Annotated in this window: 21 protein-coding genes and 1 riboswitch; of the genes, 11 read left to right on the top strand and 10 right to left on the bottom strand. The window is 70.5% G+C overall.

Annotated elements, in window-relative coordinates:
• Positions 1-42: 42 nt before the first annotated feature.
• The 3 genes from ACGFML_RS30200 to aceA form a co-directional block, all read right to left on the bottom strand.
• The gene (locus ACGFML_RS30200; RefSeq protein WP_393548783.1) at positions 43-924 is read right to left on the bottom strand and encodes a 3-hydroxybutyryl-CoA dehydrogenase; all 882 of its coding nucleotides are present in this window, start codon (positions 922-924) and stop codon (positions 43-45) included.
• Positions 921-2,552 (bottom strand): malate synthase A, encoded by a 1,632-nt coding sequence (gene aceB, locus ACGFML_RS30195; RefSeq protein WP_393548782.1) that lies wholly within the window; start codon positions 2,550-2,552, stop codon positions 921-923. Before aceB ends, ACGFML_RS30200 begins: the two co-directional genes overlap by 4 nt.
• Before the next feature lie 179 nt (positions 2,553-2,731).
• A complete protein-coding gene (gene aceA, locus ACGFML_RS30190; protein ID WP_393548781.1) occupies positions 2,732-4,012 on the bottom strand; it encodes an isocitrate lyase in 1,281 nt (426 codons plus the stop codon).
• Positions 4,013-4,377: 365 nt separating this feature from the next.
• Between aceA and ACGFML_RS30185 the strand changes: the two genes are divergently transcribed.
• From ACGFML_RS30185 to ACGFML_RS30160, 6 genes are all read left to right on the top strand, one after another.
• Positions 4,378-5,787 carry a short-chain fatty acyl-CoA regulator family protein gene (locus ACGFML_RS30185; RefSeq protein ID WP_393548780.1) on the top strand — a complete coding sequence of 470 codons (1,410 nt, stop codon included), beginning with the start codon at positions 4,378-4,380 and terminating at the stop codon, positions 5,785-5,787.
• 102 nt (positions 5,788-5,889) lie between these two features.
• A riboswitch (cobalamin riboswitch) is annotated at positions 5,890-6,076 on the top strand.
• Positions 6,077-6,276: 200 nt separating this feature from the next.
• Positions 6,277-7,776, top strand: a complete 1,500-nt coding sequence (locus tag ACGFML_RS30180; RefSeq protein ID WP_393548779.1) for a CoA-acylating methylmalonate-semialdehyde dehydrogenase — start codon at positions 6,277-6,279, stop codon at positions 7,774-7,776.
• 5 nt (positions 7,777-7,781) lie between these two features.
• A complete protein-coding gene (locus tag ACGFML_RS30175) occupies positions 7,782-8,930 on the top strand; it encodes an acyl-CoA dehydrogenase family protein (protein WP_393548778.1) in 1,149 nt (382 codons plus the stop codon).
• Positions 8,927-10,036, top strand: coding sequence for an enoyl-CoA hydratase/isomerase family protein (locus tag ACGFML_RS30170; RefSeq protein WP_393548777.1), 1,110 nt, complete (start codon positions 8,927-8,929; stop codon positions 10,034-10,036). The genes ACGFML_RS30175 and ACGFML_RS30170 overlap by 4 nt, the downstream gene beginning before the upstream one ends.
• Positions 10,033-10,986: a 3-hydroxyisobutyrate dehydrogenase gene (gene mmsB / locus ACGFML_RS30165; protein ID WP_393548776.1), complete on the top strand. Its 954-nt coding sequence runs from the start codon at positions 10,033-10,035 to the stop codon at positions 10,984-10,986. Before ACGFML_RS30170 ends, mmsB begins: the two co-directional genes overlap by 4 nt.
• Positions 10,983-11,774, top strand: a complete 792-nt coding sequence (locus ACGFML_RS30160) for an enoyl-CoA hydratase (RefSeq protein ID WP_393548775.1) — start codon at positions 10,983-10,985, stop codon at positions 11,772-11,774. The genes mmsB and ACGFML_RS30160 overlap by 4 nt, the downstream gene beginning before the upstream one ends.
• 31 nt (positions 11,775-11,805) lie before the next feature.
• Here ACGFML_RS30160 and ACGFML_RS30155 read toward each other — a convergent pair whose 3' ends face one another.
• Positions 11,806-12,630, bottom strand: a complete 825-nt coding sequence (locus ACGFML_RS30155) for an alpha/beta hydrolase-fold protein (protein WP_393548774.1) — start codon at positions 12,628-12,630, stop codon at positions 11,806-11,808.
• Between the two features lie 866 nt (positions 12,631-13,496).
• On the opposite strand from ACGFML_RS30155, the gene ACGFML_RS30150 reads away from it, so the two are divergent.
• Positions 13,497-13,940 carry a VOC family protein gene (locus tag ACGFML_RS30150; RefSeq protein WP_393548773.1) on the top strand — a complete coding sequence of 148 codons (444 nt, stop codon included), beginning with the start codon at positions 13,497-13,499 and terminating at the stop codon, positions 13,938-13,940.
• A gap of 155 nt (positions 13,941-14,095) precedes the next feature.
• On the opposite strand, the gene ACGFML_RS30145 is transcribed toward ACGFML_RS30150, so the two are convergent.
• Complete coding sequence (locus ACGFML_RS30145; RefSeq protein WP_393548772.1) at positions 14,096-14,653, bottom strand: DUF3291 domain-containing protein; 558 nt, start codon at positions 14,651-14,653, stop codon at positions 14,096-14,098.
• A 431-nt stretch (positions 14,654-15,084) separates the two neighbouring features.
• Here ACGFML_RS30145 and ACGFML_RS30140 point away from each other — a divergent pair, with 431 nt between their 5' ends.
• The 3 genes from ACGFML_RS30140 (at position 15,085) to ACGFML_RS30130 (ending at position 17,454) form a co-directional block, all read left to right on the top strand.
• Positions 15,085-15,312, top strand: coding sequence for a hypothetical protein (locus ACGFML_RS30140; protein WP_393548771.1), 228 nt, complete (start codon positions 15,085-15,087; stop codon positions 15,310-15,312).
• 281 nt (positions 15,313-15,593) lie between these two features.
• The gene (locus ACGFML_RS30135) at positions 15,594-16,307 is read left to right on the top strand and encodes a DUF6333 family protein (protein ID WP_393548770.1); all 714 of its coding nucleotides are present in this window, start codon (positions 15,594-15,596) and stop codon (positions 16,305-16,307) included.
• A gap of 313 nt (positions 16,308-16,620) precedes the next feature.
• A complete protein-coding gene (locus ACGFML_RS30130) occupies positions 16,621-17,454 on the top strand; it encodes an SAM-dependent methyltransferase (protein ID WP_393548769.1) in 834 nt (277 codons plus the stop codon).
• Positions 17,455-17,698: 244 nt separating this feature from the next.
• On the opposite strand, the gene ACGFML_RS30125 is transcribed toward ACGFML_RS30130, so the two are convergent.
• From ACGFML_RS30125 to ggt, 5 genes are all read right to left on the bottom strand, one after another.
• Positions 17,699-17,959 (bottom strand): DUF6640 family protein, encoded by a 261-nt coding sequence (locus ACGFML_RS30125; protein WP_393548768.1) that lies wholly within the window; start codon positions 17,957-17,959, stop codon positions 17,699-17,701.
• A 66-nt stretch (positions 17,960-18,025) separates the two neighbouring features.
• Positions 18,026-18,631, bottom strand: coding sequence for a GPP34 family phosphoprotein (locus tag ACGFML_RS30120; RefSeq protein WP_393548830.1), 606 nt, complete (start codon positions 18,629-18,631; stop codon positions 18,026-18,028).
• A 396-nt stretch (positions 18,632-19,027) separates the two neighbouring features.
• A complete protein-coding gene (locus ACGFML_RS30115; RefSeq protein WP_393548767.1) occupies positions 19,028-19,735 on the bottom strand; it encodes a formylglycine-generating enzyme family protein in 708 nt (235 codons plus the stop codon).
• Positions 19,736-19,882: 147 nt separating this feature from the next.
• Positions 19,883-20,278, bottom strand: coding sequence for a DUF4180 domain-containing protein (locus tag ACGFML_RS30110; RefSeq protein ID WP_393548766.1), 396 nt, complete (start codon positions 20,276-20,278; stop codon positions 19,883-19,885).
• Between the two features lie 266 nt (positions 20,279-20,544).
• Positions 20,545-22,386: a gamma-glutamyltransferase gene (ggt, locus tag ACGFML_RS30105; protein WP_393548765.1), complete on the bottom strand. Its 1,842-nt coding sequence runs from the start codon at positions 22,384-22,386 to the stop codon at positions 20,545-20,547.
• 285 nt (positions 22,387-22,671) lie between these two features.
• Here ggt and ACGFML_RS30100 point away from each other — a divergent pair, with 285 nt between their 5' ends.
• Positions 22,672-22,833, top strand: coding sequence for a hypothetical protein (locus ACGFML_RS30100; protein ID WP_393548764.1), 162 nt, complete (start codon positions 22,672-22,674; stop codon positions 22,831-22,833).
• Positions 22,834-22,943 lie beyond the last annotated feature (110 nt).

Genomic DNA, 22,943 nt, shown 5'->3' with positions numbered 1-22,943 from the left:
ACCTGCCGGGGCCCCTCAGCCCCGGCGGCGATCCAGGGCCCCTCAGCCCTGGTCGTAGGTGTGGAACCCTCGCCCGGTCTTGCGGCCGAGCAGGCCCGCCTCCACCATCCGCCGGAGCAGTGGCGGCGGTGCGTGGAGCGGTTCCTTGAACTCGTCGTAGAGGGACTGCGCGATGGATGCCACGGTGTCCAGCCCGATCAGGTCGGCGAGCTTCAGCGGGCCCATGGGGTGGGCGCAGCCCAGCTCCATGCCCGCGTCCACGTCGGCGGCGGTGGCGAAGCCGGACTCGGCCATCCGGATCGCCGAGAGGAGGTACGGGATGAGCAGGGCGTTGACGACGAAACCGGCTCGGTCCTGGGACCTCACGACCGTCTTGGCCAGCGTGCCGGTGACGAAGTGCTCGGCGGTGGCGACCGTTGCCGGCGCGGTGTGCAGGGAGGTGACGACCTCGACGAGCGGCAGCACCGGTACCGGGTTGAAGAAGTGCAGCCCCAGGACGCGGTCCGCGCGGCGGGTGGCCATGCCGAGCCGCATGACCGCGATGGCGGAGGTGTTGGTCGCCAGGATCGCCTCCTCGTCCTCGACGATCTTGTCGAGGGCGGCGAAGACGTCCGTTTTGGCGGCGGGGTTCTCGACGATGGCCTCGATGACGAGGTGGCGGTCGGCGAGGTCCTCGAGGCTGCCGGTGAACACCGTCCGGGTCAGGGCGTCCTCGGCCGAGATCCGGTCCAGCTTGCCGCGCTGGACGGCGCGTTCGAGGGACACGGCCACCCGCTCGCGTGCGGCGCGGGCCGCGGTCGCGTCGGCCTCGCAGACGACGGTGTGGAGTCCGGCGCGGGCGCACACCTCGGCGATGCCCGCGCCCATCTGGCCGCCGCCGACGACTCCGACCCGCCGGATCGCGGCCTTCGGTGCCGCGCTCATGCGGTGACCTCTGCCTGCCGCACGAGGTGGCGGGTGTAGGCGTCCGGGGTGAAGAAGGCCGGCAACTCCCTTGCGAGCGCGGTCCGTTCGAAGAGTGACCGCACCTCCTCGGTCCGGGCCCAGGGGTATTCGGCTCCCAGGGCGGCGATCTCGTCATCGAGGAGGCCGACCACCGTGTCCCGGTCGACGGCGCCGTGGCGCAGCCACTGCCAGATCTGCGCCCGGGCGATCTCGGCGGCCGCCGCATCCTCCATCAACCCCTCCAGTGCCACGGCACCGGTGCCGCGCAGCCAGGCGTCGAAGTAGCGCAACGCGACGGCGATGTTGGCGCGCACGCCGTCCTCGGTGGGCGGTCCCGCGGTGCGCCGGACGGCGAGCAGCGCGTCGGCCGAGACCTCCACATCGTCGCGGGTGCGGTCGATCTGGTGGGGGCGCCCGCCCAGCACGCCGTCGAAGATGTCCCGGCAGAAGGGGACGAGCCCGGGGTGCGCGACCCACGTTCCGTCGAAGCCGTCCTCGGCTTCGCGCTCCTTGTCGAGACGCACTGTGGCGAGCACTGGCCCGTCGGCCTGCGTGTCGTGGCCGGGCACGTGGGCGGCCATGCCGCCGATGGCGTGCGCGCCGCGCTTGTGGCAGGTGTGGACGAGCAGTTCGGTGTAGGCCCGCAGGAAGGGCGCCGTCATGGTGACCTTCTTCCGGTCGGGAAGAGAGAAGTCGGGGCGGTGCGCGAAGATCTTGATCAGGCTGAACAGGTAGTCCCAGCGGCCCGCGTTGAGCCCGGCGCTGTGCTCGCGCAGCGCGTAGAGGATCTCCTCCATCTCGAAGGCCGCGGTGACCGTCTCGATCAGGACGGTGGCACGGATGGTGCCCCGGGGGATGCCGAGCAGATCCTGGGCGAGGACGAACACGTCGTTCCACAGGCGGGCGTCGCAGGCGTTCTCGAGTTTGGGGAGGTAGAAGTACGGGCCCGAGCCGGCGTCGATCTGCCGCTGGGCGCAGTGGAAGAAGTACAGGCCGAAGTCGACGAGCGAGGCGGGGACGGGACGCCCGTCGACGAGGAGGTGCTCTTCGGTGAGGTGCCAGCCCCGCGGGCGGACGACGATGGTCGCGAGCCGCTCGCCGAGGCGGTACGCCGTGCCGTCCGGCGCGGTGAAGTCGATGCGCCGCTCGATGGCGTCCAGCAGGTTCAGCTGGCCGCCGATGATGTTTTCCCAGGTGGGAGACGTGGCGTCCTCGAAGTCGGCCAGCCACACCTGTGCTCCGGAGTTGAGCGCGTCGATGGTCGTCCGACGCTCCGGCGGCCCGGTGATCTCCACCCGTCGATCGGCGAGCCCCGGTGCGGGCGGCGCCACTCGCCAGTCCGGGTCGGCGCGGAGGGCGGCGGTGGCCCGCGAGAAGTCGAGCGGGGAGCCGGAGGAGAGACGAAGGGCGCGGCGGCGTCGCTCGGTGAGCATGTCGCGGTACCGGTCGGCGAAGGAACGGGCGAGGCACCCGACGAATTCCAGGGCGGCGGGCGTGAGGATCTCGTCGAAGCGGTCGGCGGTGGGGCCTCCCCTGCTCGCGCCGAGTCGAGAGCCTGGGGAAGCGGCGAGCACCTGGACGCGGCTGGTCAGTTCGGTGGGGGACATGCACATCTCCTCAACGGGCGGAGCGGAGCGGGGCGGAGCGGGGCGGAGCGGTGAGGGCCGGACGGAGACGGTCGTCCGGCCCTCACCTGAATACGGGTGGCTGGACGCCTACGCGCCGAGCCGCGGGGGCCGACAGGCGGGCCGACGGCGCCCGGGTCGCCCGGAGAGGCGAGCGGTTCCTAGTGGAACTGCTCCTCCTCGGTGGAACCGGAGAGCGCGGTGGTCGAGGACGCCGGGTTGAGGGCCGTCGACACCTGGTCGAAGTAGCCGGTGCCGACCTCGCGCTGGTGCCTGACCGCGGTGAAGCCGTGCTGCTGGGCGGCGAACTCCTTCTCCTGGAGGTCGACGTAGGCGGTCATGCCGTGCTCGGCGTAGCCGCGGGCCAGGTCGAACATGCCGTGGTTGAGGGAGTGGAAGCCGGCGAGGGTGATGAACTGGAAGCGGTAGCCCATCGCGCCCAGCTCCCGCTGGAACTTGGCGATCTGGTCGTCGTCGAGGGCGGCCTTCCAGTTGAAGGACGGCGAGCAGTTGTAGGCGAGCATCTGGTCGGGGTGCTCGGCGTGGATCGCCTCGGCGAACTCCCGGGCCTGCGCCAGGTCCGGCGTCCCGGTCTCCACCCAGATGAGGTCGGCGTAGGGGGCATAGGCGAGACCGCGGGCGATGACCGGGGCCATCCCGTTCTCCATCCGGTAGAAGCCCTCGGCGGTGCGCTCGCCGGTGACGAACCGGGCATCGCGCTCGTCGATGTCGCTGGTGAGCAGGTTCGCCGCGAGGGCGTCGGTGCGGGCCACGACGAGGGTGGGGACATCGGCGATGTCGGCGGCGAGGCGGGCGGCGTTGAGGGTGCGGATGTGCTGCTCGGTGGGGACGAGGACCTTCCCGCCGAGGTGGCCGCACTTCTTCTCCGAGGCGAGCTGGTCCTCGTAGTGGATACCGGCCGCACCCGCCGCGATCATCGCCTTGGTCAGCTCGAAGGCGTTGAGCGGGCCGCCGAAGCCGGCCTCGGCGTCGGCGACGATCGGCGCGAGCCAGTCCGTGGCGTCGCCGCCCTCGGCGGTGGCGATCTGATCGGCGCGCAGCAGCGCGTTGTTGATCCGACGGACCACCTGCGGAACGGAGTTGGCGGGGTACAGGCTCTGGTCGGGGTAGGTGTGCCCGGCCTGGTTCGCGTCGGCCGCGACCTGCCAGCCGGAGAGGTAGATGGCCTGCAGTCCGGCCTTGACCTGCTGCACCGCCTGACCGCCGGTCAGCGCGCCGAGGGCATGGATGTAGTCCTGCTCGTGCAGCTGCTGCCACAGCCGCTCGGCGCCGCGCCTGGCGAGGGTGTGCTCCTCACGCACGCTGCCCGACAGCCGCACCACGTCCTCGGCCGTGTAGGTGCGCTCGATGCCCTTCCAGCGCGGGTCGGTCGCCCACCGCTGCGCGAGCTCTGTGGCCGTCGTCGTGCTTGCCTGTGCCATGACCGTCTCCCGGGTCTGCCTGTGTCTCGTCAAAGGTGCGAATATGGCACTGGGTGCCGTATCGAGTGCGGCCCGCCGGAGGTCCCTGCGCGATCAATGGTGAGCAATGTTGCGCGGACTTCCTTCGGGAACGGCCGGGATCTCCGACATCAGGGCGTGAATCGTGCCCGGTGTTCCGCTCCGGTCGCCGGTTCCGGCGGGCCGTACTCAGACTTTGACACCGGCACTGAGTGCCAACAACCATGGATGTGTGCCACGTTTTGCGTATCTTCTCGCCTGCTTTTGCCAACCTTGCAAAGGTTCGATGCAGTGCTGCTGCGCATAGGATCCAGGCGAGTCATCTGCGGAGAGGGGCGACGATCGCCGTGAGCAAGACCTATGCCGGAGCGCGCCTGCGCCGGCTTCGCGAGGACCGGCGCCTGAGCCAGGCCGCCCTGGCACGCATGCTGGAGATCTCGCCCAGCTACTTGAACCAGATGGAACACGACTCGCGTCCGCTGACCGTCCCGGTCCTGCTCCGCCTCACCGAGGTGTTCGGCGTCGATGCGGGGTTCTTCTCCGAGCGCGACACCACCCGGCTGGTCGCCGATCTGCGCGACGCTCTCGCCAACGAGATCACCGCCGACCGGGTCTCGCCCGCCGACATCGCGGAACTCGCCTCCCGTATCCCGGCCGTGGCCGGATTGCTGGTCGACCTCGGCCGCCGCAACCACCAACTCGCCGAGCGCCTGGCCGAAGCCGCGGAAGGAAGGGGGCAGACCGTTTCCGCACTGCCGCGCTCCGCCCACGAGGAGATCCGTGAATTCTTCTACCGCCGCCGGAACTACCTCCACGACACCGATCTCGCCGCCGAGGAACTCGCCACCGAGATCGGTATCCGCCCCGGTGAGGTCGTACGCGTTCTGACCGCCCGGCTGGCGGAACGCCACGGCGTGCAGGTCTCGGCGGCGGACTCGCGCGTTCTGCATCACTACGACGACGCCCGCCGCGTCCTGAGCCTGTCGGGCCGGCTGCGCCCCGGTCAGCAGGCGTTCCGGATGGCCACGCAGCTGGCGTTCCTCGAATGCGACGACGAGCTGTCCCGCCTCGCCTCGGAGGACTTTCCCCCGGACTCGGACGCCTGGTCGCTGGCCCGCATCGGCATCGCCAACTACTTCGCGGCCGCGCTGATCCTCCCCTATCGCCGCTTCCACGCGACGGCCGAGGAGGCGCGCTACGACATCGAACGGCTCACCGACCAGTTCGGCCTTGGATACGAGACGGTCTGTCACCGCCTGAGCACCCTCCAGCGCCCGCGACTGCGGGGTGTGCCGTTCTCGTTCGTCCGGGTGGACCGCGCGGGCAACATGTCCAAACGGCAGTCGGCGACCGGCTTCCACTTCTCCCGGGCGGGCGGCACCTGTCCGCTGTGGAACGTCTATGAGGCGTTCGCCACCCCCGGCCGGATCCATGTGCAGATCGCCGGGATGCCGGACGGGCAGCGCTACCTGTGGACCGCGCGCGCGATCACCCGGCACCGCGGCGGCTGGGGTGAGCCCGGCAAGACCTTTGCCATCGGCCTCGGCTGCGAGGTCCGACACGCCTCCCGGCTCGTCTACTCGGACGGCCTGGACCTCGGCAACGCCGCGGCGGCCACCCCGATCGGCATGGGCTGCCGCATCTGCGAACGCATCGACTGTCCGCAGCGGGCGGTACCACCGCTGGACCGCCGGCTCGCGGTGGACGAGAACAGCAGCACGTTCGTGCCGTACCCCGTCGCGGAACCGGACGCCTGAACGCGCGTGCAGAGGCCGGGTACGGGCGGCGGTCTCCGGTGTCCGGAAGCGCGATGTGCGGTCGCGCCGCCCGTGGCGGGGTGGACTTACTAGGACGTCCAACTATATGTTCGGGGGCAAGGCCCGCGGTGCAGGGAAGCCGGTGCGATTCCGGCGCGGTCCCGCCACTGTGACCGGGGAATGCGCTCCCCGAAAGAGACCGGCCACTGACGGAGAAGTCCGTCGGGAAGGCCGGGGAGCGTGTGCTGATCCGGGAGTCAGGATACCGGCCGCGGGGTGTTCCGTGTTGTCCACGAGGATGGAGCAGACACGCATGGCACCGGTGCGCACCTACGCCCCTGGCCGGCGAACCCGGCGGGTACCGATCACTGACACCTGACGGTCGCCCAGCCCTGCGCTTCTCGCGCTGCCCCCGCATGCACGCCACCCGGCGTCCGTGTCGGGCCGGCGCGCCATCCCCGGATCTCACCTGACGGAGAGCAGGCTTTCATGGTCCGTGAACTGGCACATTTCATCGGCGGCAAGCACACCCCGGGCACCTCGGGGACGTACGGCGACGTGTACGACCCCAACACCGGCGAGGTACAGGCCCGCGTCCCGCTCGCCGACCGCGCCGAGACCGAGGCGGCGATCGCCGACGCCGCACAGGCCCAGCACGAATGGGGCGCGTGGAACCCGCAGCGCCGCGCCCGGGTGCTGCTGAAGTTCCTCCAACTGGTCGAAGGGGAGCGGGAGTCGCTGGCCCGCCTGCTGTCCTCCGAACATGGCAAGACGGTCGCCGACGCGCACGGAGACCTGCAACGCGGTCTGGAGGTCGTCGAATTCGCCGCCGGCATCCCGCATCTGCTCAAGGGCGAGTTCACCGACAACGCCGGCACCGGAATCGATGTGCACTCCCTGCGCGCCCCCATCGGCGTCACCGCCGGCATCACCCCGTTCAACTTCCCCGCGATGATCCCGCTGTGGAAGGCCGCGCCCGCGCTGGCCTGCGGCAACTCCTTCATCCTCAAGCCCTCCGAGCGCGATCCCTCCGTACCGCTCCGGCTCGCCGAGCTGTTCCTGGAGGCCGGCCTCCCACCGGGCGTCCTCAACGTCGTCAACGGGGGGAAGGAAGCGGTCGACACGCTGCTGACGGACCCGCGGGTCGGCGCGCTCGGCTTCGTCGGCTCGACCCCGATCGCCGCGCACATCTACGCCACCGCGGCCGCGCACGGCAAGCGCGCCCAGTGCTTCGGCGGCGCCAAGAACCACCTGATCGTGATGCCGGACGCCGACCTCGACCAGGCAGTCGACGCACTGATCGGCGCGGGCTACGGCTCGGCGGGGGAGCGCTGCATGGCGATCTCCGTGGCCGTCCCGGTCGGCGAGCGGACCGCCGACGCCCTGGTGGAGCGCCTGAAGGAGCGCATCGGGCAGCTGCACATCGGCCGTTCCGACGACCCAGATGCCGACTTCGGGCCCCTGGTCGGCCGAGACGCCCTCGACCGGGTACGCCGCTACGTCGACATCGGCGTCAACGAGGGCGCCGAACTGGTCGTGGACGGACGCGGCTTCACCCTCGCCGGACACGAGAACGGCTTCTTCGCCGGCCCCTCGCTCTTCGACCGCGTCACCCCGCAGATGCGCGTCCACCGGGAAGAGATCTTCGGCCCCGTCCTGTGCGTGGTGCGCGCCGCCGACTACGAGGAGGCCGTGCGCCTGCCCAGTGAGCACCCGTACGGCAACGGCGTGGCGATCTTCACCCGTGACGGCGACACCGCCCGCGACTTCACCCGCCGGGTGAACACCGGCATGGTCGGCGTGAACGTGCCCATCCCGGTCCCGGTCGCCTACCACACCTTCGGCGGCTGGAAGCGCTCCGGATTCGGCGACCTCAACCAGCACGGACCGGACGCGATCCGCTTCTACACGCGCACCAAGACCGTCACCTCGCGCTGGCCCTCCGGGGCCAAGGAGGGCGCGAGCTTCACCCTCCCGACCATGAAGTGAGCGCCATGACCACCACCATGCTCACCGACGACCAACTCGCCCTCGTCGAGGCCACTCTCGACTTCACCCAGGACCAGCTGACCCCGCACGCCGTGCGGTGGGACCAGGACAAGCACTTCCCCGTGGACGTGCTGCGCAAGGCCGCGGGCATCGGGCTCGGTGGCGTCTACGTGCGGGAGCGGGCCGGCGGCAGCGGACTCAGCCGCGCCGACGGCGTCCTGGTCTTCGAGACGCTGGCCTCCGGCTGCCCGTCCATCGCCGGGTTCGTCTCCATCCACAACATGGTCGCCTGGATGATCGACCACTACGGAAACCCGGTTCAGCGCGAACGATGGCTGCCGCGCCTGTGCGCCATGGAGGACCTGGGCAGCTACTGCCTGACCGAGCCGGGCGCCGGCTCGGACGCCGCGGCCCTGCGCACCCGCGCCGTACGCGACGGCGACGGTTATCTCCTCACCGGCGTCAAGCAGTTCATCTCGGGCGCCGGAGTGTCCCAGGTGTACGTCGTCATGGCACGCACCAGTGGCAACGGCCCCCGCGGTATCTCCGCCTTCCTCGTCGACAAGGACGACCCCGGGCTGTCCTTCGGGCCGAACGAGAAGAAGATGGGCTGGAACGCCCAGCCCACCCGCCAGGTGATCCTCGACGGGGTGCGGCTGCCCGCGGACCGTCTGCTGGGCCGGGAGGGCGACGGCTTCCGCATCGCCATGAACGGGCTGAACGGCGGCCGCCTCGGCATCGCCGCCTGCTCCCTCGGCGGCGCCCGCGCCGCCCTGGACGGGAGTCTCGTCCACCTCGCCGACCGCGAGGCGTTCGGGGCCCGGCTGCTCGACGCCCAGGCACTGCAGTTCCGGCTCGCCGACATGGCGACCGAACTCGCGGCGGCCCGCGCCCTGGTCCACCAGGCCGCGCAGGCCCTGGACCGTGGCGACCGCCAGGCCCCGCAGCTGTGCGCGATGGCCAAGCGGTTCGCCACCGACACCGGCTACTCCGTCGCCGACCGTGCGCTGCAACTGCACGGCGGCTACGGCTACCTGAGCGAGTACGGCATCGAGAAGATCGTTCGCGACCTGCGGGTACATCAGATCCTGGAAGGAACCAACGAGATCATGCGCGTCATCGTGGCCCGCGGCATGACGGAGGCCCTGCGGTGACCGGCCCCGACGAGCCGGTCGTGCTGACCGCCGAGGGCCTCGCCGCCCGCATCACACTCAACCGGCCCCGCGCCCTCAACGCCCTCACCGCCCCCATGGTCGAGCGGATCGATCAGGCACTGGCCCACTGGGAGCACGACCCCACCGTCGAGACCGTGGTCATCACGGGCGCCGGCGAGCGCGGTCTGTGCGCGGGCGGCGACATCCGCTCCATCTACGAGGACGCGCGCGCCGGAGGAAGCGCATCGGCGGCGTTCTGGCGGGACGAGTACCGGCTCAACGCCCGGATCGCGCGCTACCCGAAGCCCTATGTCGCCGTCATGGACGGCATCGTGATGGGCGGCGGCGTCGGCGTCTCCGCGCACGGCAGCGTCCGCATCGTCACCGAACGCTCCCGGATCGCCATGCCCGAGACCGGCATCGGCTTCGTCCCCGACGTCGGCGGCACCTACCTGCTGGGCCTCGCACCCGGTGAGCTCGGCACGCACCTGGCGCTCACCGGCACCCCGGTCGGTGCCGCCGACGCCCTGCTGTGCGGCCTCGCCGACCACTTCGTCCCCTCCGACCGCCTGCCCCGGCTGCTCGCCGACCTCACCACCACCGTGGTCTGGGACGCGCTGGAACGCCACGTGCGGCAACCACCGCCGGGCGAACTCGAAGGTCATCGGGCCTGGATCGACTCCTGCTACCGCTCCGGCACGGTGGAAGAGATCATGGCCCGCCTGCGCGCCCACCCCGATCCCGAGGCTGCACGGGCCGCCGAGACCCTGGCCACCAAGTCGCCCACCGCGCTCAAGGTCACGCTCGCCGCGCTGCGACGGGCCCGGCGGCTCGGGCCCCTGGAACACGTACTGGAACAGGAGTACCGCACCTCCTGCGCCGCCTTGTCCTCGCACGACCTGACCGAGGGCATCCGTGCCCAGGTCATCGACAAGGACCGTGCCCCGCAGTGGTCCCCGGGCACTCTGGCCGAGGTCAGCGACGTGGACGTGGACCGGTTCTTCGCACCACCCGAATCGTCCGGCCCCGAATCCGGCCCCGGCCCCGGCCCCGGATTCGGACTCGGACTCGCCCCGCTCGCATCGGCGCAGGAGGTGCCCTGGTGAACGGCGACACCCGCACCATCGGCTTCATCGGTCTCGGCCACATGGGTGGTCCCATGGCTGCCAACCTCGTCAAGGCCGGCCACCGCGTGATCGGTTTCGACCTGGTGCCCGACCTCGTCGCCACCGCTGCCGGCGCCGGCGTCGAGGTGGCCGCCTCGTCGAAGGAGGCCGCGATTGCGGCAGACGTGGTGATCACCATGCTGCCCGCGGGGCGTCATGTCCTGGCCCTGTACCGGGACGAGGGCCTGCTGTCCGCCGCCCGGCCCGGCACGCTGTTCATCGACTGCTCGACCATCGACGTCGCCGACGCACGCTCCGCCCACGAGGCCGGCGTCGCCGCCGGAATGCGGGCCCTGGACGCTCCCGTCTCCGGGGGCGTTGTCGGCGCCGAGGCCGCCACCCTCACGTTCATGGTGGGCGGTGGGCAGGCCGAGTTCGAAGAGGCCGAACCACTCCTTGCCGCGATGGGCAGGAAGGCTGTGCACTGCGGCGGGAGGGGCGCGGGGCAGGCCGCGAAGATCTGCAACAACATGATCCTCGGCATCTCGATGATCGCGGTCAGCGAGGCGTTCGTCCTCGGCGAGAGCCTCGGCCTGTCCCACCAGGCGCTCTTCGATGTGGCCTCCACCGCGTCCGGCCAGTGCTGGGCGCTGACCGTCAACTGCCCCGTGCCGGGACCCGTCCCCGCCAGCCCGGCCAACCGCGACTACCTCCCCGGCTTCGCCGCCCCACTGATGGCCAAGGACCTCGGTCTGGCCGCCAACGCGGCACGTGCGGGCGGTGTGCCCACCGAACTCGGTAGGAAAGCAGCGGAGCTGTACGCCGCGTACGCAGCGGGAGCCGGCGCGACCGAGGACTTCTCCGGAATCCTGCGGACCCTGAGGAACGGAGTGGTCACCGAGCACAGGCCCGGACCCGAGAGCAACCCGAAGGGTGGCACCACCGCATGACCCGTCCCCACGACCCGCCGTACGAGACCATCCTCGTCGAACACCAGGGCCGCACGGCCCTGGTGACCCTCAACCGTCCCAAGGCGCTCAACGCCCTCAGCCTCCAGGTCATGACCGAAGTCGTCGCGGCGACCGAGGCCCTCGACCGGGACCCGGACGTCGGCTGCATCGTCCTCACCGGATCGACGAAGGCGTTCGCGGCCGGAGCCGACATCAAGGAGATGGCTCCACAGGGCTATCTCGACATGTATCTCAGCGACTGGTTCACCGCCTGGGACCAGCTCGGCCGGCTGCGCACCCCGACCGTCGCGGCCGTCTCCGGCTTCGCCCTCGGTGGTGGCTGCGAACTCGCCATGCTCTGCGACATCCTGCTGGCAGCCGACACCGCCGTGTTCGGGCAGCCGGAGATCAAGCTGGGCGTCATCCCGGGCATCGGCGGTTCCCAGCGGCTGACCCGCGCCGTCGGCAAGGCCAAGGCGATGGAGATGTGCCTGACCGGCCGCACCATGGACGCCACCGAGGCGGAGCGCGCCGGCCTGGTCTCACGGGTCGTTCCCGCGGACGACCTGCTCGGCGAGGCCCTCGCGGTCGCCGAGACCGTCGCGGGAATGTCGCTTCCTGTCGCGATGATGGCGAAAGAGGCGGTCTCCCGGGCCTTCGAGACGACCCTCGCCGAGGGTGTCCGCTTCGAACGGCGGCTGTTCCACGCGGTGTTCGCAACCGCGGACCAGAAGGAGGGGATGAGCGCCTTCGTCGACAAGCGGCCGCCGGGGTTCATCCACCGCTGAGACGTCGGACCGCCTTGTGGGGCTGCCCGTTTCAGCCTCCGAGTAAGGAGATCAGGCCGTCGGCCAGTCCACCGCGCCAACAGGCGTCGTCGTGAGTCGCGACCGCCGTTGAACTCCTGCCAGGTGACGACGTGCCCACAGCGGCGCAGGCGGTCATGGAGCGCGCGGCCGGGGGCCGCCACGACGTCCTGCCGGGCGAGGTCGAGGTGCAGACGGACGCCGCCCCGATGGTGCGGGGCGAACCACTGCATCGGCCAGGACGGCTCGTCGTGGACGGCGCCCGGAGCGCCGGGGGCCGATCCGATCCCGCGGTGGGCCGGGTGCGGGGGGACTGCGCCAGGGCGCTGCCGAATCGCTCCGGCCGGCGCAGGCAGGTGTGCAGTGCTGCGGTGCCGCCCAGGTTCTGCCCGGCCACGACGGTGCGTCGAGGGTCGGCGGCCGCCGACCAGCGCATGGCCGCCCAGGGCAGCAGGTCGTCGGCGAGGAAGTCGGCGTAGCCGTCAGTGAGCAGCCGGGAGGGCCAACTCACCGCTCTGTCGAGCGCCACGCATACCGCCTGCGCCGCGTGTGCGCCGCCCTCGCCGCGGGAGCTCCAGCCCTGGAGCGTGATGTCGGGCGTCAGGGCGTCGTCCCGCGAGCGCACCGTGGAGTCGCACCACACCAGATCGCCGGGGCGCAGCCGGGTGGCGTCCGGGCCCACGTGGACGACCCGTGCCACGCCGCCGATGCCGGGCACAACGGGAGGCACGAGGGGGTAGTTCCGCTCGCCGCTGAAGACCTCGGCCGCGTACGGGGCCACGCAGGTGGCGAGCACCTGGACCACCACCTCGCCGCCGCCGGCCTCGGGGTCGGGCACCTCCCGCACCGTGAGCGGGGCACCGAACTGCGTCAGGACTGCATGCAGCAGTGACTGAGCGTTGCGAGCCGGGAGGTGGCTGCCTCGCTGGTCAGGACTGGATTTGATCCGGCCCTACGAGGTAAGGGTGCTGATTCACGAACCGAGGAGAGCTGACGTGCACGACAGACCGCGGATAGACGAAGCCCTCGATGTCCTGCGTGCAGGCCTGGAGGTCGAGCGATCGACGAAGACCGAGTTGACCACGCGGGCTGCATCGCTGGCCTTCATGCGATTCGCGCGGCAGGGCTTTGCCACCGCGCCCACCCCCGACTCAGATGCAGGTATGCGCGAACGCGTTGGTAGCTGCCTCGGTAACCGAGTGGAACGATCTCCTCCCACAGCTTCCAGGCATTGCTGCAGCCTTCGGCCCAGCGATCGTCAAGGTAGGTCTTGTACTCGTCGAGAACGGAGGGACGGTTCTGCCACTGGCCTGTGAAGAGCTCTTCTGGAATCTGGACGTCGGCGAGCGGCCTGACGGTGCGATAGGTCGTCCCGAGCTGCCGTTGGATCGAACGTCGGCTGTGCCCGGCCTCCAGCAGGGCGTGGACCGCGGCGTGCCGAGTCCGGGTGCGGTCAGCGAAGCGGTGGCCTCGCGGCCACGAGCCGGATGGGCCCGCCACCGGGGCGGGCTCGGATTCGGACTCGGGTTCAGGAGTAAAGGGGGCGAGCACGCGCAGGCAGCGGCGGTGCCCGATCGGTGCGAGTCCGGGCAGCAGGAAGGGGATCTCACTTCGAGCCGGCGCGTGGCTCTCCAGGGCCGCGGCTCTTGGGCTCGCAACTGGCAGGATGGTGGGTTGAGTTGTGCGGCTGAGAAAGGAATCCCGATGTCCGTTCGCTACCAGCTGGTGATCGACTGCGCCGACCCCGACCGCCAGGCCCACTTCTGGGCCGCCGCACTGCGCTATGAACTCGCACCGCCCCCATCCGGTTTCGCCACATGGGACGACTACTACCGTGACCTGGGGCTGCCCGAAGAAGCGTTGACCGGCGGCGCGGACCGGATCAGCGACCCGCAGGGCAGTGGACCGGCCATCTGGTTCCATGCGGTCCCGGACGCGAAGGCCGTGAAGAACCGGCTGCACATCGACATCCACGCCAGTGGCGACCGGACAGACCCGATCGAGACGCGGAGGAGGCGAGTGGACGCCGAGGCCGACCGCCTGATGGGCTTGGGCGCCCTCATTACGGTTGTCATGTACGAGGAGGGAATCGACCACTACGCGGTCGGAATGAAGGACCCCGAAGGGAACGAGTTCGACATCAACTGACCAGAGCTCGGTGACAATCAACGTGCCTTGCCATTCCACAACGGCCAGGTCACCAAGGCCCGCAGGTGTCACTGCGAGAGATCACCGGAGCCCGACTGTTCGCCGTCATTCGATCGAGGCGTTTGACAGCGACTCCCGTCGTTCGGGCTTCCTTGTCAGCGAACCTGGTCGCTCTTCGGCCCGCTGCCTTTGCTCCTGGTCGGAGTTCCGTCCGGGGCGAACGAGTCGTGGAAGGTGAAGGCATGCGGCGCGGAGCCGTGGTCGTGGAGGTGCTCCAGCCTGGAAACCCCGTCCCGCCAGGTGGGTATCACGCCCTCGGAAACCCACCAGAACACGTAATTTGGCTGCCCTGCCCTCTCGAACCAGTCGTAACGCCTGTTCAGCGCCTCACGGTGCAGACCGGTGTAGACGGCGTCGAAGGCGGGGCGCAGGTCGGTCCAGAGGGAGAGGGTCGCGGCCAGGGCGGTGGTTTCCACCGTATGGCCCTTGCCGTACCAACTCGGTACGGCGAACTCCCCCCATGCACCCCAGTCCGCCTCGAAGAGCGCGCCCCGGTCACCGTCTGCCGCTTCAGCATGCGCGAGGTATCCGGGGCGCTGAATGAACTCCCGGTAGACGGCCCCACCAATGTCGTAGAACTCGCGCGTGAGAGGTGCGGGATCGGCGAGGGGTGACTTCAGGACGCCGAATGTGTACAGAGCAAGATGGGACATGTCTCTCCCTGGTTGGGGGTGCCTGGTGTGGAACCGGTTCGTGGCTTGTGCGTGGGACGGGGATTCGTGGGGCGTGACCAACTCACCCCGTCACGGGTGGCTCAGCCTGAAACAACCCCTGTGCGACCGTGGGCGACCGCCGAAGACCAGGTGAAGGTAGCTGCCTCTGCGGGCGATGTCGAAGTTGCAATTTCCCTGTCCGAGTGGCCTCTTGCACGGGTCCTTGCGGGAGCTGGGGCGGTGGCGCTGCCTGCCTCCGTGGAAATCCGCATCGGCCCCTCACATGCCGAGACGCGGCATCGACAACCCCGCTCAAGCCGGTGTGCCGGGGCGACGCCAGCGGCGTTGTCGGCGTCGACTGGGTTGGCTGGGCCGAATCGGTGGGGAGCAAAAAGCGGTGGAGGCGGCAGCCGCATGTGTGGGATTCGCTCGTGTTCGACGGGATCGACGACGTGGATGTCGAGGCGGTGACGGCCGCGTTCGGCACGGTCGAGGTGGTGGTGAGAGGCCGGGTGGCGGACTGCCCGCGTCGGACGTTCGTCGAGCCCTTCTCCCAGTTGGCCGCTCCGTACGCACGGTTTACCTCACTCGGCTCAACCACGCCCCTGGAGCAAGTGGGGCTCGCGCTGGCCGGGCGGGCCGGCGCCCGGTGTGGCTGAGGGCGTCAGCGACGACGGGTGCGGGCATCTCAAGGGTGTGTTGCCGGATGCCGGCGCCGCAGGCGGTAGCGACTGGGACGCCGACCTCGTCCTACCTCGGCCACATGCCCTCGGTTTCTGCCGTATTCCGGCTGCCCTCCAACATCCACCATCAACGTCGACACGTACGCCGCCGCGAGAGCCTCTGACGGGCCAACGGCCCTCTCTGGTACCGCCGTTCACCGAACCGTTTTCCGGCCGCTACGGTGGCCCGCATGACTACTGATCAAAGGTTCTGGACCATGTCCTCAGCCGAGATGGTCCGTGGCTCCATGGTCCACGGCAACCTGACCGTCATCCAGCCGCCGTTCACCTCGGACACGGCCGGGTTCCCGGTACACGATCCGGGCCGGGCCGCCGCCTTCGCCGCGTCTTTGTCGAGCGTGGATGCGGTGCTGGAGGACCTCGGCCCGCGCTCGGCCGTCAACCCACCGGTCTTCAGTACGCTCGCGGACCTGGACATCGTGCATGCCGGTGCGTGGGGCAATGTGCTGGCCGTCTGCGACCCGGCGTTCGTCTCCGACGGTGGGGACAATCCCCTCCTTGGTGAAGCAACGGCCCTGCGCGGACGCTTCCCCGACGCGCGGATCGTGGGACGCGTCGAGACCCATTGCGGAGCCACCCGCACCGAGGACCTCGTATGGCTGCCCGACGGGACGATGTTCCACGCTGCCGGATGGACCGGTGACGAGCCGTTCGTCGTCTCCGGAGACCCCGCAGCGGTTCTCGCCGCTCTCGGCATGACGCAGAAGGACCTCGACAACAACGACGATCTGGTCACCTTCATCGACCTGGACGACGACCCGAACCTGATCGAATGGGGAGTGTTCGCCGGCCTGGCCCTGGGGGCCGCCGACCCGTGGGGCGTTCCCGGCCTGAACCTGTCGGCGCTGCGCGTGCGGCACACCGAGTCGGCCACGGCCGACATGGAAGACACGTACTTCATCGGCCGGTGACCGGTCGGACTCGGTGGTGACCACTCGTGTGGTGACCACTCGTCAAGAATCGTCGCAACGCCCTCAAAGCACCACCATGACGCCCCTCAAGGCACCCGAAGGTGCCCGTCAAGGCACCTCGTGTACGGCCAGTTGGGGCGCAGGAAGTAGCCTCGCGCTTGATCATGTCCGGTTGACGGACGTCAAAGTGCTGGTCGCAGCCCGCCGCAGCGGTGGCGAGGTGCTGCCGGTGCACACCTGTCGGACGGGGCCGGCGTGAAGGGCGGCGTGCCACGGCCCGGCGGGCACCGGCCAGCGGACGAGGGGAAGACGCATGGTGCAGCAGATGGAAGACATACGGCGAATGCCGCTCGCGGACGGCGGGCGCATGCGGGAGGCGGATCTCGACGAGGTCTTCGACACCGACTACGAGTACTTCATGAGTTCCGGTCATGATCCGCAGTTCAACGGGAAGGAAGCGGAACTCGCGGTACGCGTCGGGAGACTGGAACCCGGTATGCGGGTGCTGGACGCGGCGTGCGGCTACGGCCGCATCGGCCTGGAGTTGGCCCGGCGCGGAATCGACGTGCACGGCGTCGACCGCAATCCCGCACTGGTGGCCTCCGCCCGTACCCGAGCCGACCGGGAGGGCCTGCGGGCCGGCTTCGACACCGCGGATCTGCGTGAGCTGACGGCCGAGGGCGCCTATGACGCCGCGCTGGTCTGGTTCACCTCCTTCGGCTACAGCAGCGACGCCGACAGCCGCGTGATCCTGGCCAATCTGCGCACCGCCCTGCGCCCGGGCGGCCGGCTGCTCCTCGACATCCTCAATCCGGACCAACAGCGGGCCCTGAGCACCGGCCGACCCCAACTGGGGTTGCAGCGCGTCGGCTCCGACTTCATGCTCGACGAGGTCACCTACGACGTGGCCCGGAGCCGGCTCGAGTCCCGCCGCACCGTGGTGCGCGACCGCGTCCTGCGCGAATGCCGCTGGTCCCTACGGATGCTCGAACCGAGCGAACTCGAAGAGTGGCTGCGCGAAGCGGGCTTCGTCGATGTGCGGTTCCTGGGTGACGACGGCCACCCCTTCGCGCCCGCCCACCGTCGGCTGCTGGTCGTCGCCCGGACGCCGGGCCCCCGCACCGCACCCGGCGACCGACGAAGCTGAGCTGCGCCGGCGCCCGCCGAGCCCGTCCCGGGGGCCGGGCGAGAAGGAGGCCCTCGGGAGGGCGCGAAGGTAGGGCGCCCCAGGGTTCCGGAGGGGCCTGGCGGGGCCTGGGGGGGCTGGGGGGTGCCCGCCCGCGGCGCGGTGCAGGAGCCCGTTGGGTAGTGCCTGAGGGGCGGACCGTGCAAAGGGTGGCGAGGTGGGCGCGCATCCCGCTGGTCGCAGGCTGGAACCGACGACCCACGCCTCACGCCTCACGCCTCTCGGTCCTTCGGCGCTCAAGCCCGTACGCCAGCAGGTTGAGGGCCGGCATCGTTCCGGCGAGCACCGGCTGAATGGGCGGGATCCACCCATCGTCGATGAGCGCCGTGCCGGGGTAGAAGATCGCCGACAGCTGAGTGATCCAATACAACGACGCGGCGACGACGATGACTTGGAGTCGGCGGGCGCCGGCCGGGGCGATGGAGACGGCGTCCCCGGTGGCGATCGGCTCGCGAGTGTCCTCCACGCCCGCTCGGAAGCCGTGGCCGTCCTGCCCCCCGCTGAAGCCGTGGCCGCCCCGCCCCCGCCCGCGTCATTCGCCTCGCCAGATGTTGTCGAAGGCCGCATCCTCGATGGCTCGCCGTTGCCGTACGGCCTCCAGCTCCATCAACGCCTCGTGGACGGTGGCCAGTACCGTCGTCACCGCGTCGTCGTCCGCGCCCGGGGTGTCGCCCGTCTCCTTGCCGCGGACCCCGACGGCCGTGGCAAGGGACGTGAGGACGGGCTCCTCCGCCGTCCAGCGGTCCGCCGCCTGGCGGCGAGCGGGCGAATCGACGAGTACCGTCCGACCGCTCCGGAAGGGCATCCCGCGTCGGCCCGGCCGGGCGAGCTGGCCTTCCGCCTCGAGCGCGGAGACGTAGGTCGCTGACAGGTCGCGCCCCCTGCGCCACAGCCAGTCGCCGACCGACTCGTACGGTGTTTCGCGGACGAGCGACGAAGCGGCCTCATCCAACAGCCGGTCTGCGATCGTCGGCCGGTAGGCCGGGACGATGCGCTCGCCGTCCAGCGTGATGGCCTGGGCCTCCAGGAGGTCGATCAGCTCGGCCCCGGCGAGCGCCAGCGACAGGTCACCTCGCTCCACAGGGCGGCTGGGCGCCATGTCCATGGCGACGATCAACAGGTCCCGCGCGGTGGTCATGGTCATGTATGGCTCCACGTCAGAGGCGCCGCAACGACGTCGTGCGCAGACGGCGGGTCTCAGGTCCGGCCCGGCACCCCGCACCGGAGTTCGGTCACTCCTCGGGTGGCCGGGGCGCAGCGAACGGCTCTTCTGGTGACGGCACGTGCAGTGTCGCGCCCCGCCCCTCGGGTGCGCCTCTCGACCGCCCGCCGAGCACTCCCGCTTACGAGCTTACGGAGCGGGGACGCCCCCTGCATCCCACGTCGGCCCCGACCTGCCGGGCAGCCGATCGAGAGGGCCGCCCGGCAGGGCTGAAGAAGGGTATGACCTGCGAGAACGCGCGCTCCTACGGCCCGCTCCCACCCCGGTGCGGCCCCCGTACACGAGATGCCCCCGACCACGCCCCGGCTCCGTTCAGGGGAGCGATCGGGCGAGCCGGAACCCGAGGTCCTCCACACGAAAGGTCGGGTGGCTCTTGCGGCGGCACGCCGCCCGACACCCTCGGGGCGGGTCGTACGCGCCTCCGCCACGGAAGACGCGGTACGGGCCGTAGACCCTGGGGTCATAGACATCCCAGCACCACTCCCACACGTTTCCGAGCATGTCGTACAGGCCCCAGGCGTTGGGCGTCCTGGTCGCGACGTCATGGACCTCGTCGCCGGAGTTCCCGCGATACCAGGCGATCTCGTCCAGCTCTCCGTAGCGGACGTCCGAGGTTCCGGCCCGGCAGGCGTACTCCCACTCCGCCTCCGTCGGGAGGCGGTAGCCGTCGGCCTCCCGGTCGCAGATCACGTCCTGCGCGTCGGGATCGCCGCCGATCGAATAGCAGGGTTGGAGGCCCGTCGCTCGCGAGAGCAGGTTGCAGAACCGAATGGCCTCCTTCCAGGAGACATCGGTCACCGGCGTCCGCGGCCCCGCCGAACTCACGGGTGCCTCGCCGTGCACGGCGAGGTACAGCTCGCGGGTCACGGGATACGGCGCCAGGTGGAAGGGGGTGAGCTCTACCGTCCAGTTCGTCCTCGTGCCCTCGTCGCGCAGGGCGATCTCCCCGGCGGGGATCTTGATCAGGCGCTCGGCGACTGCCTCGCGCAGCGTCGGTTCAGTGGTCAACTCGGTACTCATCCCCCACGATTGGGGTGCGACCGCGGCAGGCGGGCGCACCCGGATGTGAACGCGGCCGCGTACGTCAGGGAGCGGGCGGCTCCGCGGCGGCGCCGGTCGGCTCGACCGGCCCGGTGCGAAAGCCGCCGTACCCGACGCCTCGGACGGTCAGCGGCCCTGCCCGGGCAGGGATCGTCGTTGCTGCAGCCGCTCGTCGAGTTCTTCCTGCGTTGCCACGAACCACACCTGGCTACCGCGGTTCGCCTCGCGCACGAAGTCACGCAGCGCGTGACTCCCGGTGACATGAGAGGTGATGTCGCCGAGGACCACCAGACGGATTCGGTAGTTCACGAACTTCTGGACGATGTCGCCGGCCAGGCCGGAGCCGAGAGAGAAAAAGCCGTCGGCAACCCGCTCCACGGGCACCACCACCACTTCGGCGCAACACCCCATCGCCTCGCCGATCAGGTCGAGTGCGGTGGTGCCGTCGCTCAGCCTCTGCCCGTCGGGGGCACATCGGAGAACGGAGGCTCCGTGTGGTGCGACGAGGCTCTCGGAAGTCATGCCGGGATCCTACAACCAGCCGACGGGGCGGCCCACTTGCTCGGTCACCTCGCCGAACCGGCCAAGCGGAGCGCTGCTGCTCCTGCCCGGCGGCATCGTCGTCGGCCACCCGCCGTCGGCCACCCGCCGTCGGTCACCCGGGGACGGGCGGCCGGGGACGGGCGGCCGGGGACGGCGAGCCAGGGAGCACCGGTCGATCGTTCCGGTGCGCCCCGGCTCGCCTCCCACGGGCTCACGCCACGTCCGCGGTCAGTGCCGGGGTGGATTCAGGGTGCTTCCTTGAGCACCATGGCCGAGCCGCCGCCACGCCGCTCGGGCTCGGCCACCGCCGAGATCTTGCCGTGCGGCAGGAACTCCAGGGCGGCCACCGCCCCGATCTCCGGTGAGGGCGTGAACGCCTTCGGGGCGAGCACGAACCGGTGGCCCAGGCCGTCCAGCTTCTTGCGTTCGGGAGAGCGGAGGAAGGCCGGTTCGGCTTCCGTCACGGCCTGGTTCCGCTGCGAGATGCGCGGCGCGGCGACCGCCTCCGGCAGCGACATACCGAGGTCCAGACGGTTGACGAGGGTCTGCAGCACCGTGGTGATGATGGTCGCGCCCCCCGGCGAGCCGACGGCGATCACCGGCTTGCCGTCCTGCAGGACGATCGTCGGCGACATGCTGCTGCGCGGGCGCTTTCCGGGGCCCGGCAGGTTCGGGTCCGGCGTCCCCTTGGTGAGCGGGGCGAAGTCGAAGTCGGTCAGCTCGTTGTTGAGGAGGAATCCGCGTCCGGGCACGGTGATGGCCGAGCCACCGGTCTGCTCGATCGTCAGGGTGTAGGAGACGACATTGCCCCAGCGGTCAGCGGCCACCAGATGCGTGGTCGACGGCCCCTCGTGGGGTTGCTTGTTCCCCGTCTTCAGCCCACAGGCCGCGTCCGGGTGGCGGGGGTCCGCAGGAGCCAGCGGGCTCTTCAGCGCCTTGTCGGAACGGATCAGGCAGGCCCGGCTCTTGGCGAACTCCTTGGAGAGCAGGGGCTTGGTGGGGACATCGGAGAAGGCCGGGTCGCCGACCCAGCGGTTGCGGTCGGCGAAGGAGATCCGGCTGGCCTCCAGGTAGTGGTGCAGTGCCTGGGTCCTGTCGGACTTCGACAGGTGGAAGTTCCCGAGGATGTTCAGCGCCTCGCCCACCGTGGTGCCGCCCGCTGAGGACGGACCCATGGAGTAGACGTCTCGTCCGTGGTAGGTGGTCCGGGTCGGGTCCCGGCGTTCGGCGGCGTAGTCGGCGAGGTCGCGGGTCTTCATGAGGCCGGGCCGGGCCTTGTGGCCGGCTCCGGGGGCCATGGGCGGCTGCTGGACGGTCCGCACCACATCGCGCCCGATGTCGCCGTGGTACAGCGCGCCGACTCCCTTGGTGGCGAGCTGCCGGTAGGTCCGGGCGAGGTCGGGGTTGCGGAAGCGTGTGCCCACCACCGGGAGTTCGCCCTTGGGGAGGAACAGGTCGGTGGTGGACTTGAAGTCGCGGAAGCGCTTCTCGTTCATGGCGGTCTGGGCCCGGAACTCGTGATTGACCACGAAGCCGTCGTCGGCGATCCGCGTGGCCGGGCGCAGCGCCTTGGCCAGGGAGACCGTGCCCCAGTCATGAAGGGCCTTCTCCCAGGTCGCCGGGGTGCCCGGGACACCCACCGACAGACCCGAGTTGATGGCGTCGTCGGTGGCGAGCGGTTTGCCGGTCGTCCGGTCGACGAAGGAGTCCGAGCGCATCGTGGCCGGTGCCGTCTCCCGGCCGTCGATGGTGTGCACCTTCTTGGCCTTGGCGTCGTAGTAGACCATGTAGCCGCCGCCCCCCACTCCCGCGGAGTAGGGCTCGACCACGCCGAGGGCGGAGGCGGTCGCCACCGCCGCATCCACGGCGTTGCCCCCCTTGCGCAGCACCTCGAGCCCGGCTCGGGAGGCGTACGGATTGACGCTGGACACCGCGCCGCCACTGCCCGTGGCAACGGCCTTCTTCGCGGGCGGCTTCAGCTTGCCGGCGGCGGAGGGCTCTGTGCCGGGGCTGCAGGAGGTGGCGAGCAGGGAGACGCCGAGCGCAACCGCGGACGCGGCGGCGACAGCGGCACGACGGACAGCCATACGGCCTCCACGCTTTCACTGTGGTGGGTGCAAGGGATTTCCGAACCCTGGCACCGTTCGAGCCGCGGAGCAACGCTGAGCTGCAAGGTTTGCGGGGGATCTGAGGTTTCCGCTCGGTAACCGGCCGCGTCGGCAGGAGACCGTGCGGTCGCGCCCCGGCGGGCGGTTCGCCGCCGTGTCGATGCCCGTCGGCCACGCTGTGTCGATGTCCGTCGGCCACCGGGAATGGCGGCTCCCCGCATCGGTTGGCACTCCGGAAGCGTTCGTGATCACGACGGGAGCCGAATGCCCAGCGAGGTGTCGGCGGAGGGAACCGACGCCGGATTCCAGGCGGTCGGCGAGGAGTTCAGGGCGGTTGTGGCCGAGCAGGGCTCCGACTGCGCGGCCCAGTTGGTGGCCCACGTCGGCGGTGCGAAGGTCGTGGACCTGTGGACGGGGCCGGAGTGACGTCCAGCCGATGCTCCCGCCCCGCAGCAGCAGGCGGAGCTGGACGCCGACGACTCGGCGCCGGACAGCCTGACCGGTATCGCCTTCAACCGGAACCACCCTCGGCCGAC

Source organism: Streptomyces sp. NPDC048650 (genome assembly GCF_043199095.1).
In the GTDB taxonomy this organism is placed as follows: Bacteria; Actinomycetota; Actinomycetes; order Streptomycetales; family Streptomycetaceae; genus Streptomyces.
This window is presented reverse-complemented; position numbering and strand designations above follow the sequence as displayed.

What these genes read in the sequence shown, in the direction of transcription:
- ACGFML_RS30200 (WP_393548783.1), bottom strand. Translation starts at nt 924, where the DNA reads ATGAGCGCGGCACCGAAGGCCGCGATCCGGCGGGTCGGAGTCGTCGGC.
- aceB (WP_393548782.1), bottom strand. Translation starts at nt 2,552, where the DNA reads ATGTCCCCCACCGAACTGACCAGCCGCGTCCAGGTGCTCGCCGCTTCC.
- aceA (WP_393548781.1), bottom strand. Translation starts at nt 4,012, where the DNA reads ATGGCACAGGCAAGCACGACGACGGCCACAGAGCTCGCGCAGCGGTGG.
- ACGFML_RS30180 (WP_393548779.1), top strand. Translation starts at nt 6,277, where the DNA reads ATGGTCCGTGAACTGGCACATTTCATCGGCGGCAAGCACACCCCGGGC.
- ACGFML_RS30175 (WP_393548778.1), top strand. Translation starts at nt 7,782, where the DNA reads ATGACCACCACCATGCTCACCGACGACCAACTCGCCCTCGTCGAGGCC.
- ACGFML_RS30160 (WP_393548775.1), top strand. Translation starts at nt 10,983, where the DNA reads ATGACCCGTCCCCACGACCCGCCGTACGAGACCATCCTCGTCGAACAC.
- ACGFML_RS30150 (WP_393548773.1), top strand. Translation starts at nt 13,497, where the DNA reads ATGTCCGTTCGCTACCAGCTGGTGATCGACTGCGCCGACCCCGACCGC.
- ACGFML_RS30145 (WP_393548772.1), bottom strand. Translation starts at nt 14,653, where the DNA reads ATGTCCCATCTTGCTCTGTACACATTCGGCGTCCTGAAGTCACCCCTC.
- ACGFML_RS30135 (WP_393548770.1), top strand. Translation starts at nt 15,594, where the DNA reads ATGTCCTCAGCCGAGATGGTCCGTGGCTCCATGGTCCACGGCAACCTG.
- ACGFML_RS30130 (WP_393548769.1), top strand. Translation starts at nt 16,621, where the DNA reads ATGGTGCAGCAGATGGAAGACATACGGCGAATGCCGCTCGCGGACGGC.
- ACGFML_RS30120 (WP_393548830.1), bottom strand. Translation starts at nt 18,631, where the DNA reads ATGACCACCGCGCGGGACCTGTTGATCGTCGCCATGGACATGGCGCCC.
- ACGFML_RS30115 (WP_393548767.1), bottom strand. Translation starts at nt 19,735, where the DNA reads ATGAGTACCGAGTTGACCACTGAACCGACGCTGCGCGAGGCAGTCGCC.
- ACGFML_RS30110 (WP_393548766.1), bottom strand. Translation starts at nt 20,278, where the DNA reads ATGACTTCCGAGAGCCTCGTCGCACCACACGGAGCCTCCGTTCTCCGA.
- ggt (WP_393548765.1), bottom strand. Translation starts at nt 22,386, where the DNA reads ATGGCTGTCCGTCGTGCCGCTGTCGCCGCCGCGTCCGCGGTTGCGCTC.
- ACGFML_RS30100 (WP_393548764.1), top strand. Translation starts at nt 22,672, where the DNA reads ATGCCCAGCGAGGTGTCGGCGGAGGGAACCGACGCCGGATTCCAGGCG.